Genomic DNA, 18,642 nt, shown 5'->3' on the forward strand with positions numbered 1-18,642 from the left:
TCGATTTGATGGATCGCTGAATTCCGTTTAAGACGAGGCGGAAACTGATTCAGTACTATTCGCACGAAAACTAAGCGCCTGCTGATAGACTGAGAGGTAGTTCTGAGCGCTATGCTTCCAGGACCAGTCCCGGGTCATGCCATTCTGCATCAGTTGCTGCCAGGTCGGTTTATCATTGTACATATCGATGGCACGTCGCATCTGTCGATACAGTACGGTCGCATCAAAGTGCCAGAAGGAAAAACCGTTCGCGGTTCCGTTTTCAAGGTTGGTGTCGGAGGCATCCACGACGGAATCTGCCAGACCGCCGACTTCATGCACGATGGGGACTGTGCCATAAATCAGGCTATACATCTGGTTCAAACCACAGGGCTCAAACTGGCTGGGCATCAGGAAGATATCCAGGCCGGCTTCGATCTGGTGGGCCAGGATTTCGTCAAAGCCGATGAGCGTGGAAACCTTATCGGGAAATCGTCGTGCCAGTTCGCTGAAGGAGGTCTCGTGGTACGGGTCTCCCGTTCCCAGGATGACGAGTTGCACGTCTGTGGCCAGCAGGTTTTCGGCGGCATCCAGAATCAGAGAGAACCCTTTCTGATCGGTCATGCGGGAGATGGCCCCCAGGAGTGGAACGTCGGGTTTCTGGGGGAGTCCCATCCGTTCCTGCAGTGCTGCTTTACAGCGAGGCTTGCCTTCTGTGACCGTCTGTGCGGAATAATTCGCGGCGATGTGCGAATCGATCTCGGGATTCCAGTCGGTCGTATCGACGCCGTTGAGGATGCCCACCAGCCGATCGGCGTGGGAATCGAGAACGCCGTGCAGACCGTAGCCGAACTGCTCGGTTCGAATTTCCTTCGCATAGGTAGGGCTGACCGTTGTTACCATGTCGGAGAAGACGATGCCTGTTTTGAGCAGGTTCAACTGGCCGAAGAATTCCATCTGGTGGCGGTTGAAGTATTTCCAGTCGATTCCGGTGAGCAGCATGTCCCAGTGCCAGTACTGCCCCTGGAAGGCCATGTTGTGAATCGTGTAGACGGCGGCGGTCTTTTCGAAGCCGGGCTGGTCTTCATACTCAATGTTGAGCAGCGCCGGGATCAGACCGGTCTGCCAGTCGTTGGCATGGATAATGTCTGGTGAGAGGTTCAGCTTTTTAGTGAACTCCATCACAGCGCGGCTGAAGAAAATGAAGCGTTCGCAGTTATCCTGATAATCCCGACCGCCCTCGTGGTAGAGTTCGGGGCGATCAAAATAGCGGGCCTGTTCGACCAGGTAAACCGTTGCGCTGGAACCGGGGAATCCGGTTTTGCGAAGACGGGCTTCGACTTCCTTGCTGCCGACCGAGATCGTTACTTTTTCCGGACAGAGTTCGAAATCATCCAGATTGAGGCCCCGCTTCGCGATTGACTGCGGGTAGCAGGGTAAAAACAGGCTCACCTCGTGCCCGGCGTCCGCCAGTGCCTTGGACAGCGCGGAGGCAACATCAGCCAGTCCGCCCGTTTTGGCAAAAGGAATCGCTTCGGAACTCGCTACGACGATTTTCATAAAATCCCAATCTATCTGGATTACATATCCGGTGGTGTGTCTACAATATTCTATACGTCATTATCGGCTGTGAGTATTGGTTCTGTAAACTCAAGCCGGAGTGTTGCGGCTGGAATCGGCGGGTTGTTCGCACGAATGTCTCACTACCGCTGATGAATTTCAGCAGACTATATCAGACCCGTTCTGGTTTTACCTGTTTGTTCAGTAAAATTAAACCGGAACTGCAGCAAAATACCGCATGTGTAATTGCGGATCAATTTCAGATTCATGATAGTATATGATCTGAACCTATTCTGAACCACAGGTCATCCCCCACGGGAAAGACCCGGTTTCAGCACGACACTTTGTTGACAGTGTGGATTCACCATCGTTGCAGTCGATCCGCGGTCTGTCTCATCCAGTCATAATTTCTGATATGAATGATCATTCAGTTCTGAAGAATCAGCCCGAATCGACAGACCAGCCACCGGCTCCGTCTGCCGAGAGCGAAGCTGCTGCGCCGGTTCCCCTGGCACCTCCTCCCAAGATCCACCACGATGCCTTTACCTGGGAACTGCCAGCCGAGGAGATTACGCTGCGAATCCGCTGGTTTGGATTGTGCGTCGGGTATGTGCTGGTCAACTTTGTGGGCAACGATGCTGCGATTCAGGTGCCCCAGCTGAACTGGATTCTGACCCTGGGGGCGATTTATGCCCTCGCGGATACCTGGTTCAGCTTTCGAGGCAAAGTCTTTCTGGGCGAATGGCCGCTCACCATTTCCGTGATGGAAGCACTGTTTATCGGCTTGCTCTGTCATTACGACACCGGGCTGAACAGTCCATTCCGCTTTTATTACCTGCTCTCGCTGATCGTCTGTTCGATCCGGCATTCGCCGCTGATTGCTTATGTCACGCTGGCACTGCATCTGTTGAGCTACACGACGCTGCTGTTCCCTCTGCAAAATGCCCCACCGGACTGGCTGACCCAGATACTGTTAATGGTCGTGTGGATGGGTTGGGTCGCCTGGGCCAGTATTGCGTTTTCCAGCCTGGTGAAACGGACGAGTCTGGAACTCTCAGTCGCCAACGAACAACTCAAACAGAACCAGGAACTGCTGGAGGACCGGATTGCCCGGCGGACCAGTGATCTGCAGGAATCTCAGGCGCTGTTGATTCAGCAGGAGAAACATGCTGCCTTTGGTCTGCTGGCAGCGGGGATTGCGCACGAGGTCGGGAACCCGCTGGCGGGTATCAGTTCGCTCGTCCAGTTACTGAACCGGCACAATAATGACGAATACACGAACAAGCGACTGGACGAAGTCGACGCACAACTGCGGCGGATCCAGCGTATTTTACGCGAGCTGATCGATTTCAGCCGACCGGCGACAACAGAGCGGAACCGCTGCTACATCAATGAAGTGATCACGGAATCGCTGAATATCGCCAAGTATTATAAGCGGAAAAAGGGGAAGAAGATCATCACGCGGTTCGCGGAGAATCTGCCCCCCGTGCAACTGGTACGTGATCAGCTGGTGCAGGTGTTTCTGAACCTGATTCTGAATGCGATGGACGCCACCGAAGAGGGACAGTCGATTGAAATTACGACTGAAGCACGGGACGGACAGATCCTGATCTCGGTGCACGACAATGGTGAAGGCATCCAGGAAGTGGATAAGGAAAAACTGTTCCGCCCCTACTTCACGACCAAGTCTAAGGGAACGGGACTGGGGCTGTTTGTCTGTCGTAATATTCTGGAACATTCCAATACAGGCACAATCCGAATTGACGATACCGTAAGTGAAGGGGCGAAATTCGTTGTTGCCCTGTACTGTGAAGAAGTAAAAGATCTGGGCGAAATTCCTCCGGGGCCGGCCCAGGAAATGAAATTTGTGACTACCTGATGATAGAAAACAGGACGAACTCCGACGTGCAACTCAACCGCTCGATACTGATTGTCGAAGATGAAGAAGTCATCCGCAGCTCGCTGGCCGAATTTCTGACCAGCGAAGGCTACGAAACCATGCAGGCTTCGACCGTGGCCAAAGCACTGGAGCTGGCCCGGGATCGGGATTTCAACGTCGCTATCTGCGACGTGCAGCTTCCGGACGGAGATGGAATTGAACTGCTCCGCCGGTTGCAGAATATCAAGCCGAGTATTTTCGTACTGATCATCACAGCGTACGCGACCGTCGAAAATACAATCTCCGCGTTCAAGGCGGGGGCGTTTGACTACCTGGTAAAACCGGTGATCTTTGACGACCTGTCTCACAAGCTGAACCGGCTGTTTGAATATCAGAAAATTTTCTACGAGAATCAGATTCTCCGACGGGAACTGGCCCGCAGCCCCGGTATTGAAGACATTGTCGGCAGCAGTAAGGCACTGCAGAAACTGCAGAGCACAATCCGCAAGATCGCGGCTACGAACTCCAATGTGCTGCTCTCAGGGGAATCGGGGACGGGAAAAGAACTGTTTGCCCGCTCGATTCACTCGAATGGTCCCAATCGCGAACAACGTTTTCTGGCCGTGAACTGTGGCATGCGGCCCATTGAGCTGCTGGAGTCGCAGCTGTTTGGATCCGCGGCCAGTTCGCTGCAGTATCCACAGGCGGAGCAGACCGGCGTCTTCAAGAATGCCGACGGCGGTACGGTCTACCTGGATGAGATCTCACAGCTTCCTCTGGGTACCCAGGGCAAACTGCTGCGTGCCATTGAGTACGGTGAGATCCTGCCACTGGGAAGTGCGGAGCCAGTGAAAGTCGATGTGCGGCTCATCGCTTCCACGACGCGCGATCTGGCAGAGATGGTCAAGACCGGCGAATTCGAGCAGGATCTGTTCTATCGGCTGGATGGGATGAAAATTCATATCCCGGCACTGCGTGAGCGGGTGGACGATATCCCCGAGCTGGTTGAATATTTTCTCGCCAAACATTCGCGCAAGATGGGCAAGCGGGTTACCGGGGCGACCAGTGAAACGATTCGGGCGTTGATGTCAGCCGAATGGAAAGGAAATGTCCGCCAGTTGGACAATGCCATCGAACGGGCGGTGATGATGTGCGACGACACATTGATCTGCCTGAATGACCTGCCGCCCGAACTGCATCAGAATGAGCCACCATTGCCGGACGTCGATGACCTGCGACTGGCGTTGCGTCATTACGAGCGAATGCACATCACCCGCGTACTCAAGGACAGTGCCGACAAACGCGAGGCTGCCAAACGGCTCAAACTGGGACTGTCGAGTCTGTACCGTAAGATTGAAGAACTCGATATCGAACTCGAATAATCAAGCGTCAATCAGCTTGTGACTTCAGTCTTCGCAGGTTTTGCAGCCGGCTTTGTTGGCTCAGGTGCCGGCTTTTCGAAGTAGGCCTGATAGCCTTCGTTGTCGATGTAATCATAGCCGACCAGCGAGTTGGTAATGACGTTGTTGGCGATCAGACCAGTGATCTTAATGCCGTTGGTCTGGATGATCTGCTGCACCTTGCGAATCACGCCGCGTCGGTTCTTGTCGATGCGCACGACAAGTAATACTCCGTCGACCGTCGAGGAGATCACAGAGGGATCGCTGACCACCACCAGGGGCGGTGTATCGATCAGGATGTAATCGTATTCATTCCGCAGCTGATTGACCATTTCAGCAAAGCGGCGTGACATCAGCATTTCTGAAGGGCTCTCTGGCAACATTCCTGCTGTCAGGATCGACAGATTACTGATGCGGGTTTCGCGGATCGAGGTCTGGGCATCAATTTCCTGGGCCAGAACATCTCCCAGACCGACGGCGTTATTGATTCCGAACAGTTTGTGTACGGTTGGCCTTCGCAAATCGGCGTCGATGATCAGCACTTTTCGGCCTGTCTGGGCAATCGCCAGGGCCAGGTTGGAAACAGATGTTGTCTTGCCGTCTCCGGGTTCAGCACTGGTCACCTGCAACACCTTCGCACCGCAGCGTTCGGTTTTCAACAGCAACGAGGTGCGCAGAGACCGATAGGCTTCCGCTTCCCGGGATGCGGGTCGATAGTAATACCAGAGAGCTGAATCGAACTGACTGTCATCCATGTGTGCCGGTTCCTCTGTGAACTGGGGAATTTCACCCAGCATCGGCAGGTGTAACAGGTTGCGAATTTCATCGACCGATTTCATGGTCGTATCCCGCATTTCGCGGAAGTAAGAGAACGCGAGTATCAGCCCCAGACCTGCAGCGCCGCCTGCCATCAGGAATTTCAACTGTCGCTTGATGACCAGTTCGTCTTTGACGGGTGACAGCTGCGTCATGGTATAACCGCTGTTGCCTTGGGCCACTTTTTCAAGCAGCAGCTGTTTAAAGATACTTTCCCGCTGCGTTTTGAGTTGTGCGATTTCTTCGTTGTACGCCTGGTCCACGACCTGGTAGTTACCGACTTTTTTGGCCAGTTCCGTTTCCTGGTCAAACAGCCGGGTCAGTTCGGTTTCACGGTTTTCCAGTTCTTTCATCTGCTGTTCCATCGACTTCAGATAGATGTTTACGAAGTCAACATCTTTCATTTTCGATACCTGGAATTCTCCCGACTCCAGATTATCAGCAGAGATTTCGATTCCCTGGCGACGATAGAGGTTGATGATCGTGTCGATGCTGCGATTGACGGCATCCAGGTCCGGATGATTCTTTTTGTAATCCCGTTCGAGGCGATTCTTTTGAATCAGCAGCGGCATGAGATGAGTTTCGAGTGCGAGGCGTGCCCGTTCCACCTGAGTGTTACCCGGTGCAATTGCCTGAGATTCGACACCGCCGGTGGTGGCTCCCGCCTGTCCGCGGGCCTGGCCCATCAGGAACTGTTGCGCCAGCAGTTCGAGGGTCTCTTTGGATTCTCCGCTGGCGATGGCTGACTTGAGAGTATTGATCTTCGATTTCAACTCGGTCAGTTTAAGCAGGTTCTGACGCCGTTCATTGTCGATTGTTTTCACGCGTTCCTGATGCATGTTCGTACTGCCCGCTACAGCGGCTTCCGAACCGGGGGTGTTTTCCCAATACAGGGGGGCATCTTTGCGGAACTCTTTGTATTCCTGTTTCTTCTTTTCCAAATCAGACAAAATCGACTCATTGGCCTTATTCAACTGGTCAATAATTTCGCCCGTATTCTGATCACGCACCTCATCCAGGTAATGCTGATACGCATCCACGATTGCCTGCATAATGACTTTGGCATCGTGAGAATTCTTATTCTCGTAAGTCAGATTCAGGATATTCAGAAATGTCCGGTCAGTTCCCGAGAGCCGCTTGACCTTAAGAGAATCGATGATTTCCTGGGCAGGATCCTTTTCTCCCTTGAGCGAAGGCAGCTCTGTGAGTTTGGCCGCTTTGACAGCCTGACCGACAATCCGGGGACTCTTGATGACGTCAATGTGTGCTGTCAGTTCCCCGAAAGTCTGAACCTCTCCCTCTTTGATGGGAACCGGGTTTTTCTGTGAGACCTGGATCTTGGTATTCGCAGAAAAGACAGGTCCCAGTTTCATGTAGGCAGCCTGTCCCAGTAACAGACCGGCCAGCAGTCCCCCGACGATCAGGTATTTATTTCTGAAGAGCAGCCGGACGATATCCACTCCCGGAGCGGAAGCATTCGTGGTTGCATCTTCCATTCCATCGAAGTCGAGATCGGAATTAGGTTCGAGAGGCTGAAATTCAGTATTCACAACAGGGGTCCTGATTTAGTGAGGCGCAAGCTTCCTGCGATTGTATTATGCAGAGGTGACTGAGTCGGTTTCTGATACCGGGACGATTAACAACCGCCCAGGCATTTATTGGATTCTGCACCAACGTACTCAGCATACCATTCGATGGTCCGCCGCAGGCCTTCCTGAATATCCACGACAGGTGCGTAGCCCAGGTCCCGCTCGGCAGCTGAGATATCGGCCCACGAATGTTTGACATCGCCGGTACGAGGCGGCTGGAAATCGGGATCGTAAGGCTTGTCCAACTGTTCGCAGATGAACTTCAAGAGATCGATCAGGTTCAGCGAGCTGCCACAGGCAACGTTGTAAACATTTCCTGAAACGACGGCGGCGTCTGCCTGTGAGGCCAGGATGTTTGCCTGCACCACGTTATCAACGAAGGTGAAATCACGCGACTGCAAACCATCGCCAAAGATCACCGGTCGTTTGCCTTCCAGCAAGGCGGAAGCAAACAACGGAATCACAGCCGAGTAAGGACTGTTGGGATCCTGGCGGGGTCCAAAGACGTTGAAATAGCGAATTCTCACGGTTTCCAGAGAGTAAGAATTGGCGAAAGCCTGGCAGTACAGTTCGCCGGCCAGCTTGGCGGCAGCATACGGTGACAGCACTTCTGGTGTCTGTCCTTCATGCTTGGGCATCTGTTTCTGGTTACCATATGCACTGCTGGAACCGGCGTAAACGACGCGTTGTACGCCCGAGCGACGGGCGGCATCAAGCACGTGAATGGTTCCGGTGACACAGGCTTCGTGTGTATCAAGTGGGTGATCGACACTGCGTGGAACGGAAGCCAGGGCCGCCTGGTGGAAGATGATATCGACATCTTTGGCAGCGGCTTCAACGGCGGACAGGTCGCGGAGATCTCCCTCAACGAATTCGACCTGCTCTTTGATGTGCTCCAGGTTCTTCAAAGCGCCCGTGCTGAGATTGTCAAAGACCCGGACCCGATGTCCGTCGTTGATCAACCGCGTCGCCAGATGAGATCCAATGAAGCCTGCACCGCCGGTTACTAGATAATTTGTCACGTTTCTGTTCCTGCAAAGATCAAATTTCGTCGGGCCAGAACAATACAGCCAGCAGACGCCCAAGTCTGTCTCTACGAATGGCCCCTAAGTTGTACTTTCAATGTAGCATCCGTTTGCCGGGTATCTGGCATGGAATTCAGACGTTTCCTCTTAATCATTATCGAACAACCTTCGCTCGATATCCGGATCCCTATTATATGCAGTCATTTCCCATATAACCAAAATAATAAGTCATGGAAGCCGGCCGCGCAGGTGCGCAGGAGAGCACCGCAGAGGACAGAGATCGAGAATAATCGCTTTAACCACTACCTGTGCAGGGTGTTGTAACAATCGTCACAATTTTGCTGATTGTGTGGCAGCCTGCAGGATTTTCAGGCGTGAACGAAGGGGAAACTTATTTCACGCCGGGTCCGAAAGGAGAAAAGCGGGCGATCATAATTCCGGCAGCGACGGAGGCATTCAGAGAATCGACGAGCCCCGCTGAAGTGAGGCGGCAGACGACATCGCATTGTTCGAGCGTGAGCCTTCTGAGGCCTTTCTCTTCGTTGCCGATGACGACCATCCAGGGGCGATCCTGGCTGTAAGTGGCGACGTCTTCTTCCGCATGTTCGGACGTCCCCATGATCCAGATGCCGGCTGCCTTGGCTTCGGTGATTGCGCGACTCAGATTGGTTTCAACGGCGAAGGGAACCCCTTCCATGCCTCCCGAAGCGACGTCATAGACGGTTCCGTTCAGGGGCGCTGAACGATCCTTGGTCAGGATGATCCCTCGCACACCGAAAAAACCTGCGGTTCGAAAAATGGCGCCGATGTTGTGCGGATCCTGAATGCAGTCCAGGGCCAGCCAGAGTCCTCGGGATTCGCCCTCTGTTTTGTCCATCGCGAACAACTCGCCCAGCGAAGAGGGTATGCGGGGTTTGACCAGCGCCACGGAACCTGCGGTGCGGCGGCCCTGATCTTCCGACTGGCGGCGTTTCATCTTCTGGGGTGGTGCCTTGCGAACCACTACGGGAATACCATGACTGCGGGCTTCATCGGCTACGTCTCCCCAGTTTCCCTGTGAGGCTCCCGCGGTCAGACGGATTTCAGTCACGTCAATCGGGCGGGTTTTCAAGGCAGCCAGCACACTATGGGGGTTTTTCAGCTCCAGAGCCACTTACACAATTCCTGAGTCAGCGAAGAGAATCATACCTGTCGGGTGAATCCCGACCAATGTGCAAAGGGTAGGCTCTCTGATCGACAGATTCAAGGAGTGCGAGACTCAGAATGCTTGTTCTCGGCCAGTTTTTCCGCGTATTTAGCCAGGTCCGAGGATTTGAGTCGATTCATGCCGACAGAGGTGTCGTTGATGTCGGAGAGCAGTTTGTCTGCATTGTCCTGCATGCGAACGGGGAGACGCACCGTAAACTGACTGCCGCGTCCGAATTCACTCTCCAAAAAGACTTCCCCGTCCAGCAGCTTGGACAGTTCACGAATGATGGAAAGTCCCAGGCCGGTGCCTTCGTAAGAGCGGCTCATCGTATCACGGGTTTCCGAGTTCGATTTCCCCTGGCGGAATTTCTCGAAGATAAATTCCTGCTCATCCAGGGGGATCCCGATGCCGTTATCACGGACCAAAAGATCGAACAGTTCCGGGTCGTCTTCACAGAGGGTCGCCGAGACATGCACGCGGCCCCCTTCCGGCGTAAACTTGATTGCGTTGGAAAGCAGGTTGTTCAGAATCTGCTGGATCTTGACCGAGTCCTGAAAGAGGATGGGAATCCTGGGATCGATTTCCGAAGTGAGTTCGATATTCTTTTTATCGGCCAGGGGGAGCATGGTACCGGCGCGGCGTTCGATCAGATCGGCAATCGATAATTCGGAAAGCTGCAGTTCCATCTTACCGCTTTCGATTTTGGCCAGATCGAGAACATCGTTGATCTGCGCGAGCAGGTTTTTTCCCGACATCTGAATGTTGGCAACGTAGCGTTTCTGTTTTTCTCCGAGGTCTTTGGTGTTCGCCAGCAGATCGCTGAAGCCGAGAATACTGTTCAGCGGCGTGCGGAGTTCGTGGCTCATCGTGGCCAGGAACTCGTCTTTGAGTTTATTCATCTCGTAAAGTCGGAGGTTCACCTGCGCGAGTTCATCGACTTTGGTATCGAGGTCCGTGTTCACGGTCCGGAGTTCTTCCTGAACCGTAACCAGGTGACGCAACATGCGGTTGAACGCGTAGCTCAGCTCTTCAAATTCGTCCCCGGTACGAATGTCGGCTCTCAGATCGAGATTGCCGTGCGCGATTTCATCGCTGACGTCCTTGAGGTGCAGGACCGGCTTGACGATCACATACCGCACGATGGCGTAAGCGGCGAGCATCGCCAGGACGGCGGTGATCAGGGCTGAAGCGACGTTGATCGCGCGGTTCCAGTTCTGGGCCTGTTCCACCTTCTGGGACGGGAAGCGAATATTGACGATGCCGATCAGCCCCCCGAGTTCGAGATCCGGATCATCGTGCAGACGATGACAGGAGACACAGGATTCGGTGGCGTGAATGGCACTGTAATACTGGAATTTGCCCTCAGACACGTCGGCGTAGAAGATTTCATTCTCGCCCTGCTTGATGCGTTCGAGGGCTTCGTAGCCGGCACTGTCGATGGGGCGTTCCTTGGAGTCGGCGTTAGAAGGGTTGGCTTTGAAAACCGACCAGCTGTAATTACCGAGGTCCTTGGACTTCACCGACTGGGCGATCTTTTCGATCAGCTCCCGGTACTCTTTGTTGTTCTCGGACCATTTCCAGTGCTTTTCCAGAATGATGGGGGCCACCAGCAGCCGAGCGGAAGTCACGTTCTGCTCATCCAGCACCTGGTTGTTCATCCAGGTATTGAGGGAGAAACTGGCGGTGATCAGGACCATAAGCCCCCCGCCGAACAGGAAGCGGCACTTCCGTTCGAGATTGGTTTCACCGAGCAGTTTTTTAAAGACGCGATACGACATGGACTTCCAGCTGCTAACGAATCAGGATCAGACCAAGGCCCCGAGCCCGAGTATCCTCTGATCTTATTCCAAAATTACGCGGAGAGAAAAGCACGATTCGCCAATTCTACTCTCAATTCATTGAAATATCTGAGAAATCCTCAGAGGCTGTGACCGACCTGGCAGCAGGGACAGTAGAAAGTGGAGCGCTGCGCCTGGACGATGCGAATGATCTCCGCCCCCCGGCAGGTGGGACAGTGTTCTCCCGCCCGGCTGTAGACGCGGTGATGATTCTGGTAGCCGCCCGATTTGTTCAACGCATTCCGATAAGTGCCATCGCCGAGTGTCGAACCTTCGTAACGGATTGCTGCTTTCAGTATCTTGCGCGTCGCCTGATGCAGGGCTTTGACTTCGTCTGCGTTCAGTTCATTGGCGGGGCGCTCGGGATGAATCCGACTCAGATGCAGAATCTCACTGGCGTAGAGATTCCCGATGCCGGCGACCATTTTCTGGTCCAGTAAGGCGACTTTAATCGCCCGGCTGGTGCTGCCACACCGCTGCTCAAGTTCCTGGAATGTCAGGGCCAGGGCATCCGGACCGAGCTTTGCGGGGCCGAGCACGGTCTCGAGTTCCGCTTTGCGTAGTAATTGAACCGTTCCCAGTCCGCGACGGTCCCAGAACCAGAGTGATGTCTGCCTGCGTCCGTTCTGTAGACGCCATTCCAGGCGAAGGTGTTCGCGATCCGGCGGATCGGAGAGTAACATCAGTCCAGTCATACGGGGTTCAATGACGAACGACTCCTCGTTCTCCAGGTCCAGAATCACGCGTTTGGCCAGTCTGCGTACGGAAACCACCGTCTGATTTAAGACCCTGCCCTGGATCGACTTCAGACCTGGTTTCATCGAAATGGGCTTACAGGTACAGCGGCATTTGACGAATTCACGGATCCGGGCGCCTACGACGGCATCGCGGATGCCCCGCACCATGGTTTCCACTTCCGGCAGCTCTGGCACGATTATACTTTCTATAGCAATGGTAGCGGTTTTGCGTTGTCAACAATTTTGAACGAAGTGTTTCTATTCTACTACCTGTAACTGTTCTTTCGATGTCAGCGTTCAGCTGAAACAGGAAGAAGAAGAAATTTGAGATTACGCTTGACGTTGGGCCAAAGTTGGACGATCCTAGATCATAAAGTACTTAGATTCCCTATCTTGCAGAACGTGTACACACGGACTGCAATTCGAACCGTCAAATATCAGTGCCAATCGGAGAGCGTCCATGCGCCCTAAAAACCCTCGAGTCGGCTCCAGTGTTGTTTCAGTTCTGGCAACCATCGCCTGTTTATCAATCGTTCTGGCAGTCACGTTTTATCTGGTGAACCGCCAGCCTCAAGTGACCGTGGAAAAAGTGGAGGAGCAAATTCAGGCTCCTGCAGAAACCCCACTGGTCATGGAAGAACAACAGGAAGTTGTGGTCGTGCCGGAACAAACTCCTGAACCGGTTCAGGAAACGCCGCGAGTCACTCCTGAAGAAATGGTCGCCGCCCAACTGGCTGCCGGCGAATTCGGTCAGGCGATTGAAACCGCAGAGACCGTCGCTGACCTCAATGAACGCACCATGCTGCTGAAGATGGTTGTCAAAGCCCAGATGGATTCCGGCGACTTTGTTGCCGCCCTGGGAACGATCAACCGGATCCCGCTGGCAGAAGCCCGCTCGCAAGCGATGAGCGAACGGGCCCAGGCCATGTCACTGGCCGGGGGTTCTCAGCTGGCCGACTTCACCGAACTCATTCAGCTGATTCAGACACAGACTTCAGGTCTCTGGTCAGACACCGGGGAAGGTGATGGGGAAATCAGTCAGTTTTCCAGCGGGGTTAAGGTCGATCCCCACGGACTGCTGCATCAGATCAGTCAGCAGGAACGCAACGGACAGCTGGCAGCTCTGGGCATTAAAGCCCGTCAGGCTAACCTGAATCAGAATGTCGCTCAGAACAGCCAGCTGCGTCTGGTTTCGCTGACACGTCTGGAACAGCAGGTAGAACAGTTAATCGAAGAAGGTCGTTCTCCGGTCGAAACCATGAAAATGCTCGCCGGTCTGACCAAAGTTCAATACATCTTTGTTTACCCGGAAGAGAACGAAGTCGTGATCGCCGGCCCGGCTGAAGCTTGGATCTACAACGAGCAGGGCCAGGCAGTGGGTGTCGAAAGTGGACGTCCCGTACTGCAGCTGGACGACCTCGTTACCGTATTGCGGACCTTCTCTGACCAGGGTGAAAAAATCTTCGGCTGTTCTTTCGATCCCCGTCCTGAAGGACTGGCCCGTGTGAAAGAATTCGTCGCTCAGTCCAATGCCCGTGGCCCTCTGCACGCTGGTGGCGGTGTGCGGAACTGGACCCGTCAGCTGAAGGATAAACTGGGCGTCCAGGACATCACTCAGTACGGTGTGCCTGACACTTCCCGTGTGGCTCGTGTTCTGATCGAAGCCGACTACCGGATGAAAATGATCGGGATCGGCAAACTGGACGCTGGTGCGAATATCCCCAGCTACTTCGATCTGCTGGCCAAAGAAAACTCACAGTCGGCTCAGAAGCTGGAAGCACTTCGCTGGTGGCTGACCATGAAGTACGATTCCGTACTGCACAACCCACAGCGGACCGCCTTCGAGCTGGTTGGCTCTTCTGTCCTCTGTCAGTCTGAAAACCAGATTGTGACCAAAGAAGGTCAGCGTCTGCAGACCGGTCAGGCCGAAAAGCTGAACCGTGAATTCGCTGCCAACTTCACAAAGCATTATCAGGAACTGGCCCAGAAAGATCTGGTTTACGCCGACCTGCAGAACATTTTCGATCTGGCCCTGGTCGCTGCCCTGATGCAGAACGAGCAACTGGCTAACCGTGCCGGCTGGGAAATGAATGCCTTCGCTGCGAACGGCATGTATCGTCCCGCTGAGTACAAACCTGCTCACACGGTCGAAACGGTCGTCAATCACCGGGTCTACAACGGCAAAGACGTTGTGGTTCAGGTAGCCGGCGGTGTTCGCGTCGATACGGCATCGGTCGTTAAGAACCAGAACAACCTGAAGGTCTCTCCCGAAGTGGGAGCAGTCTCCACCAAATCACAGGCCCCGGCGTTGCCCGTCGGTCGCTGGTGGTGGGATCTGGCTAACTGAGATCAGTTCACCAGAAACAGAAAAAAAAAAAACGCGGTCCCCAACAGGGCCGCGTTTTTTTTTGGAGTGGGCTTTCGCTTATTTCACATAGCCTTTGATGCCAACCGGCTTGAGGGTCTGCGGAAAGTCGCGGGGTTCCGTGTGAGCCTGCTGCATGACTTTCGTCATCTGTTTGACTTTCTCCGGATGCTGCTCAGCCAGATTCTTCGTCTCGCCGATATCCTGGTTCAGATTGTAGAGTTCAATCGGCCGGTTCATCCGGTTCTGTACTGCCTTCCAGTCTCCCATCCGCAGTGCCCGGGAACGAATCGTACCTTTGGTGTATTCCCAGTAAAGGTAATCATGTTTTTTCTGAGTTCCCTTCCCGAGCAGCGTCGGCACAAAGGAGATGCCGTCAATGTCGACTCCGTCGGGAACTTTAGTGCCTGCGACCTGCGCGAACGTTGGCAGGATATCCCAGAAACCGATCTGCAGTTCGGAAGTGGTCCCCGGGGCAATCTTACCGGGCCAACTGGCGATAAAGGGCACCCGCAGGCCGCCTTCATACATGGTTCCCTTATGGCCTTTGAGGGGTGCATTGCCGTCAAAGAAATCGGTCATCTCTTTCCAGTTGCCCCCCTGCCCTCCATTGTCGGAAGTGAAAATCAGCAGTGTGTTATCGCGGATGCCCAGCTGCTCCAACAGGGTGACAATTTCACCCACATGATCATCCAGTCGAGAGACCATGCCAGCGAAGGTGGTCAGGCCATCTTCAGAACCGATGTAACCGGGACGCGGATCCGGAATGTCCTGCTTGGGGAATTTTCCCTGGTAGGGGCGCTCGGATTCCTCGGGCACCACCAGCTCCACGTGAGGCAGAATGTAAGGCAGGTAAGCGAAGAAGGGTTGATCCTTGTTTTTGCGGATGAATGACTTGGCGTCTTCGTGAATCAGGTCATGAATGTATGTGCCCCGCCCGCCGTTTTCGTTCTCGGGGAGCATCACCTTGTCGTCATTCCGCCAGATCCAGTAAGGATAGTAAAAGTGGGCATGCACCTGCAGGAGCTGACCGGTAAACTGATCGAAGCCCTGCTGTGTCGGTCGGCCGGGGGTGCCTTCATAGCCGAGTCCCCACTTGCCGAAACAGCCGGTGGCGTAGCCGGCTGATTTCAATACTTCGGCAACGGTCTTGTCTTCTTCGTAGAGCAGCTGATTCAGATCATTGGCGCGGACCGCGGTGTGCCCGGTATGCTGACCGGTCATTAGCACACTTCGCGAAGGCTGGCAGACCATGCTGCCGGCGTAGGCCTGAGTAAACTTCATGCCGTCAGCTGCCAGCTGATCGATGTGAGGTGTTTTGATTTTAGTCTGACCGTAACAACCGAGTTCTGCATACCCGAGATCATCGGCCATGATGAAAATGATGTTGGGTTTCTGCGCGTCCGCAGCGCGGCTGTCTGTCGGTTGAGACAGGTCCAGACAGCTGAGGACAGCCAGTAGTAAGAAACAACGTCGAAGCATTATGCCATTCCCTTTCGAATGTATGGATTTGGTTTGTTTTTGAAAGATTTACATGTGTTAAATGTTTTGAAAACTCAAATTGAAAAAACGCTTTGAATTGGTCTTGACCGATTCGAGGGTACCTTCTATTCTCCCCGCACCATTAACGTTCAAGTTAATGAAATCAATTTCGAGAAGACAATTCCTGTTACTATCACACCTCAGAATGACAGTTATCATTCTCTGTTTCAACCTTCAAGCAAATACCGGTGTTCGTTGAGTGATTTCATTCACTCAACGGAAAGATCGAATGCCCGAGGCACGGACGCTGAGGCATCGATCTTTTTTGAAGTCACTCCAGACTGATACCTGCCAGACCGTGAATAACAGGATGAAAATTTAAGGCGAACAATCGCCTCCCGGAAGTGGTGCATGTCCTTCCCCCCCTGGGCTACTGCTTCCGGGAATTTTTATGCGCAAAGGCCCGTCTCGTTGAGAAACTCACGAGACGGGCCTTTTGTTTTTTGCATTCGTTCCGGATCAGTTTCAACCCTCTTCGGGGAAACCATCCATCTTGCCGATTACGACGATGCCGGATTCAGAAACGGTAAAGCCCCGTTTTTTATCCTGCTCCAGGTCATAGCCGATCTCGCAGCCTTTGGGGATCGAAACCCCTTTATCGATGATCGCATTCCGGATCTTGGCATGTCGCCCGACGTTCACGCCGGAGAAGAGAATCGAATTATCGACCTCGGCCCAGCTGTTGACGCGGACATTGGAGGAGATGATCGACTGGCTCACGCGACCACCGGAAATGATCGACCCCGGACAGACCATACTGTCGACCGCCTGCCCGACGCGGGGCTTGGAACCTTCGCTCTGGGCGAAGACGAATTTCGGTGGTGGATCGGGTGCCTGGTACGAGCGAATCGGCCAGGTGTTATCGTACAGATTCAGCTGCGGATGCACGGAAATCAGGTCCATATTGGCTTCGTAGTAAGCGTCAATGGTTCCCACATCCCGCCAGTAATAGCCGTCGCCTGTGTTCTTATCCTGGAAGGGATAGGCACGGATCAGGTGGTCATCAATAATCGAGGGAATGATGTTCTTACCAAAATCGTGCGCGCTGTCGAGCTGAGTGGCATCGTAGCAGAGGCGTTCGAACAGGAAATTGGTGTTGAAGACATAAATCCCCATCGAAGCCAGACTCTTATCCGGATGAGTCGGCATCGGGGCAGGTGAAGCGGGTTTTTCTTCGAACTTGACGACCCGCATGTCATCATCGACGCCCATGACGCCGAACTGGGTTGCTTCGGTGCGGTCCACGGGAATACACCCGATAGTGACTTCGGCCCCTGATTCACGGTGATCGTTGATCAGTTTTGAGTAATCCATTTTATAAATGTGATCGCCGGAGAGAATCAGAATGTAATCAGAGCGGGCACGTTCGATGGTATAGATATTCTGATAGACGGCGTCAGCGGTTCCCTGGTACCACTGTTCGTCAATTCGCTGCTGGGGAGGCAGGACATCGATGAACTCATTCAACTCCCGGCAGAGGAATCGCCAGCCCAGGTTGATATGACGATCGAGACTGGCAGCCTTGTACTGAGTCAGAATCAGAACCCGCCGCAGTCCACTGTTGATACAGTTGGAAAGGGTAAAATCGATAATCCGGTAACCGCCTCCGAACGGTACCGCAGGTTTCGCCCGATCCCGGGTGAGAGGCTCAAGGCGCGATCCCTTGCCTCCTGCCAGTATCAATGCCAGGACGTTCCGCATAGCTATTCCTCCTGAATATGGAACAAGGTTAAGCGAAGACACCTTCGTTCCATCAAAATGATTTTGATGATGACTCAGCCTATGTTGTATCATCCTCTGCGCATGAAAGGAATTCTAAAAAACTCTGTTTTGCAGAAGTTCATTTTTCTTCAGGAAGTTTCACCATGACAGAGTGTCTGGTTGAAACACCGCACAATTCGGAATGGCAACTTGATGAACTTCAGACAGAATTAACGCTTGCGGCTTCTCTCCCGGAATCGATCGATTTATAATTTCGCGTGTTCGACTCTCACCTTCCAGATTGCGGAGAATGCATCCATGAGCACCACTGACGAAAAACTCACCAAGTCCTTCTATGATCGCATCAGCCATTCTTATGACGCGCTCGCCGATTCCAACGAGCATGTGGCGCGTGAAAAAGGGTTGGCAGCCCTGGCTGTTTCAGAAGGAGAGACAGTGCTGGAAATCGGGTACGGCACCGGACATTCGCTGGTCGCTTTGGCAGAAGCAGTCGGAGAGAGTGGCCAGGTCTGCGGGGTGGATATCTCCGACGGCATGCAGAAAGTCTCGGAAAAACGCGTAGCCGAGGCAGGTCTGGCCGATCGGGTCAAACTGTCGGTCGCCAATACGCCTCCGCTGCCTTTCGAAGACAACACCTTCGATGCGGTCAGCATGAGCTTTACCCTGGAACTGTTTCCGCTGGTGACTATTCCGGAGGTGCTGCAGGAAATCCGCAGGGTCCTGAAACCGGGAGGACGCCTGGGCGTGGTCTCAATGGCTCTGACCCAGGCAGGGGAAAAAGACAGTATCCTCGAGAAAACCTACAAATGGATGCACCAGCACTTCCCGCATATCGTGGACTGCCAGCCGATTGATGCCATCGGGTATCTGAAAGAATCCGGCTTTGAGATCAAGGAAGAGAACAACCTCGAAATCTGGACCATGCCGGTTGCAGTCCTGGTGGGCGTTTCCCCAGCCTGATAGAGCGGGGGTGGGCTGTTCCCGCTGCAGGGTGTTTTTAC

Annotated in this window: 12 protein-coding genes; 4 read left to right on the forward strand and 8 right to left on the reverse strand. The window is 53.7% G+C overall.

Going from position 1 to position 18,642, the window contains the following annotated elements; genetic code table 11:
• Window positions 1–27: 27 nt before the first annotated feature.
• Window positions 28–1,539, reverse strand: coding sequence for a glycogen synthase GlgA (gene glgA, locus RID21_RS25760; protein ID WP_350193941.1), 1,512 nt, complete (start codon window positions 1,537–1,539; stop codon window positions 28–30).
• Window positions 1,540–1,954: 415 nt separating this feature from the next.
• Between glgA and RID21_RS25765 the strand changes: the two genes are divergently transcribed.
• Window positions 1,955–3,418 (forward strand): sensor histidine kinase, encoded by a 1,464-nt coding sequence (locus RID21_RS25765; RefSeq protein ID WP_350193943.1) that lies wholly within the window; start codon window positions 1,955–1,957, stop codon window positions 3,416–3,418.
• 26 nt (window positions 3,419–3,444) lie between these two features.
• Window positions 3,445–4,800, forward strand: coding sequence for a sigma-54-dependent transcriptional regulator (locus RID21_RS25770; RefSeq protein ID WP_350193945.1), 1,356 nt, complete (start codon window positions 3,445–3,447; stop codon window positions 4,798–4,800).
• Between the two features lie 11 nt (window positions 4,801–4,811).
• On the opposite strand, the gene RID21_RS25775 is transcribed toward RID21_RS25770, so the two are convergent.
• The 5 genes from RID21_RS25775 to mutM form a co-directional block, all read right to left on the reverse strand.
• A complete protein-coding gene (locus tag RID21_RS25775) occupies window positions 4,812–7,184 on the reverse strand; it encodes a polysaccharide biosynthesis tyrosine autokinase (protein ID WP_350193947.1) in 2,373 nt (790 codons plus the stop codon).
• An 86-nt stretch (window positions 7,185–7,270) separates the two neighbouring features.
• On the reverse strand, window positions 7,271–8,245 hold the full coding sequence (locus RID21_RS25780) for an SDR family oxidoreductase (RefSeq protein WP_350193949.1): 975 nt from the start codon (window positions 8,243–8,245) through the stop codon (window positions 7,271–7,273).
• A 394-nt stretch (window positions 8,246–8,639) separates the two neighbouring features.
• Window positions 8,640–9,401, reverse strand: a complete 762-nt coding sequence (rlmB, locus tag RID21_RS25785) for a 23S rRNA (guanosine(2251)-2'-O)-methyltransferase RlmB (RefSeq protein ID WP_350193951.1) — start codon at window positions 9,399–9,401, stop codon at window positions 8,640–8,642.
• 89 nt (window positions 9,402–9,490) lie between these two features.
• Window positions 9,491–11,215 carry an ATP-binding protein gene (locus tag RID21_RS25790; protein WP_350193953.1) on the reverse strand — a complete coding sequence of 575 codons (1,725 nt, stop codon included), beginning with the start codon at window positions 11,213–11,215 and terminating at the stop codon, window positions 9,491–9,493.
• A 140-nt stretch (window positions 11,216–11,355) separates the two neighbouring features.
• Window positions 11,356–12,207: a bifunctional DNA-formamidopyrimidine glycosylase/DNA-(apurinic or apyrimidinic site) lyase gene (gene mutM / locus RID21_RS25795; RefSeq protein ID WP_350193955.1), complete on the reverse strand. Its 852-nt coding sequence runs from the start codon at window positions 12,205–12,207 to the stop codon at window positions 11,356–11,358.
• A gap of 265 nt (window positions 12,208–12,472) precedes the next feature.
• Here mutM and RID21_RS25800 point away from each other — a divergent pair, with 265 nt between their 5' ends.
• Complete coding sequence (locus RID21_RS25800) at window positions 12,473–14,359, forward strand: DUF1598 domain-containing protein (protein ID WP_350193957.1); 1,887 nt, start codon at window positions 12,473–12,475, stop codon at window positions 14,357–14,359.
• A 78-nt stretch (window positions 14,360–14,437) separates the two neighbouring features.
• Here the strand turns inward: RID21_RS25800 and RID21_RS25805 are convergent, their stop codons facing one another.
• Together RID21_RS25805 and glgC are read right to left on the reverse strand one after the other, a co-directional pair.
• Window positions 14,438–15,859 carry an arylsulfatase gene (locus RID21_RS25805; RefSeq protein WP_350193959.1) on the reverse strand — a complete coding sequence of 474 codons (1,422 nt, stop codon included), beginning with the start codon at window positions 15,857–15,859 and terminating at the stop codon, window positions 14,438–14,440.
• Window positions 15,860–16,384: 525 nt separating this feature from the next.
• Entirely contained in the window at window positions 16,385–17,620 is a 1,236-nt protein-coding gene (gene glgC / locus RID21_RS25810; protein ID WP_145189100.1) for a glucose-1-phosphate adenylyltransferase, read from the reverse strand.
• A 318-nt stretch (window positions 17,621–17,938) separates the two neighbouring features.
• Here glgC and RID21_RS25815 point away from each other — a divergent pair, with 318 nt between their 5' ends.
• A complete protein-coding gene (locus RID21_RS25815) occupies window positions 17,939–18,601 on the forward strand; it encodes a class I SAM-dependent methyltransferase (RefSeq protein ID WP_350193961.1) in 663 nt (220 codons plus the stop codon).
• Window positions 18,602–18,642: the final 41 nt, after the last annotated feature.

The organism is Gimesia sp. (genome assembly GCF_040219335.1).
Classification (GTDB): Bacteria; Planctomycetota; Planctomycetia; order Planctomycetales; family Planctomycetaceae; genus Gimesia.

Excerpts from the sequence above, each read along its gene's own strand:
- RID21_RS25765 (WP_350193943.1), top strand. The coding sequence starts at position 1,955 with ATGAATGATCATTCAGTTCTGAAGAATCAGCCCGAATCGACAGACCAG.
- RID21_RS25800 (WP_350193957.1), top strand. The coding sequence starts at position 12,473 with ATGCGCCCTAAAAACCCTCGAGTCGGCTCCAGTGTTGTTTCAGTTCTG.
- RID21_RS25815 (WP_350193961.1), top strand. The coding sequence starts at position 17,939 with ATGAGCACCACTGACGAAAAACTCACCAAGTCCTTCTATGATCGCATC.
- RID21_RS25790 (WP_350193953.1), bottom strand. The coding sequence starts at position 11,215 with ATGTCGTATCGCGTCTTTAAAAAACTGCTCGGTGAAACCAATCTCGAA.
- RID21_RS25805 (WP_350193959.1), bottom strand. The coding sequence starts at position 15,859 with ATGCTTCGACGTTGTTTCTTACTACTGGCTGTCCTCAGCTGTCTGGAC.
- glgA (WP_350193941.1), bottom strand. The coding sequence starts at position 1,539 with ATGAAAATCGTCGTAGCGAGTTCCGAAGCGATTCCTTTTGCCAAAACG.
- glgC (WP_145189100.1), bottom strand. The coding sequence starts at position 17,620 with ATGCGGAACGTCCTGGCATTGATACTGGCAGGAGGCAAGGGATCGCGC.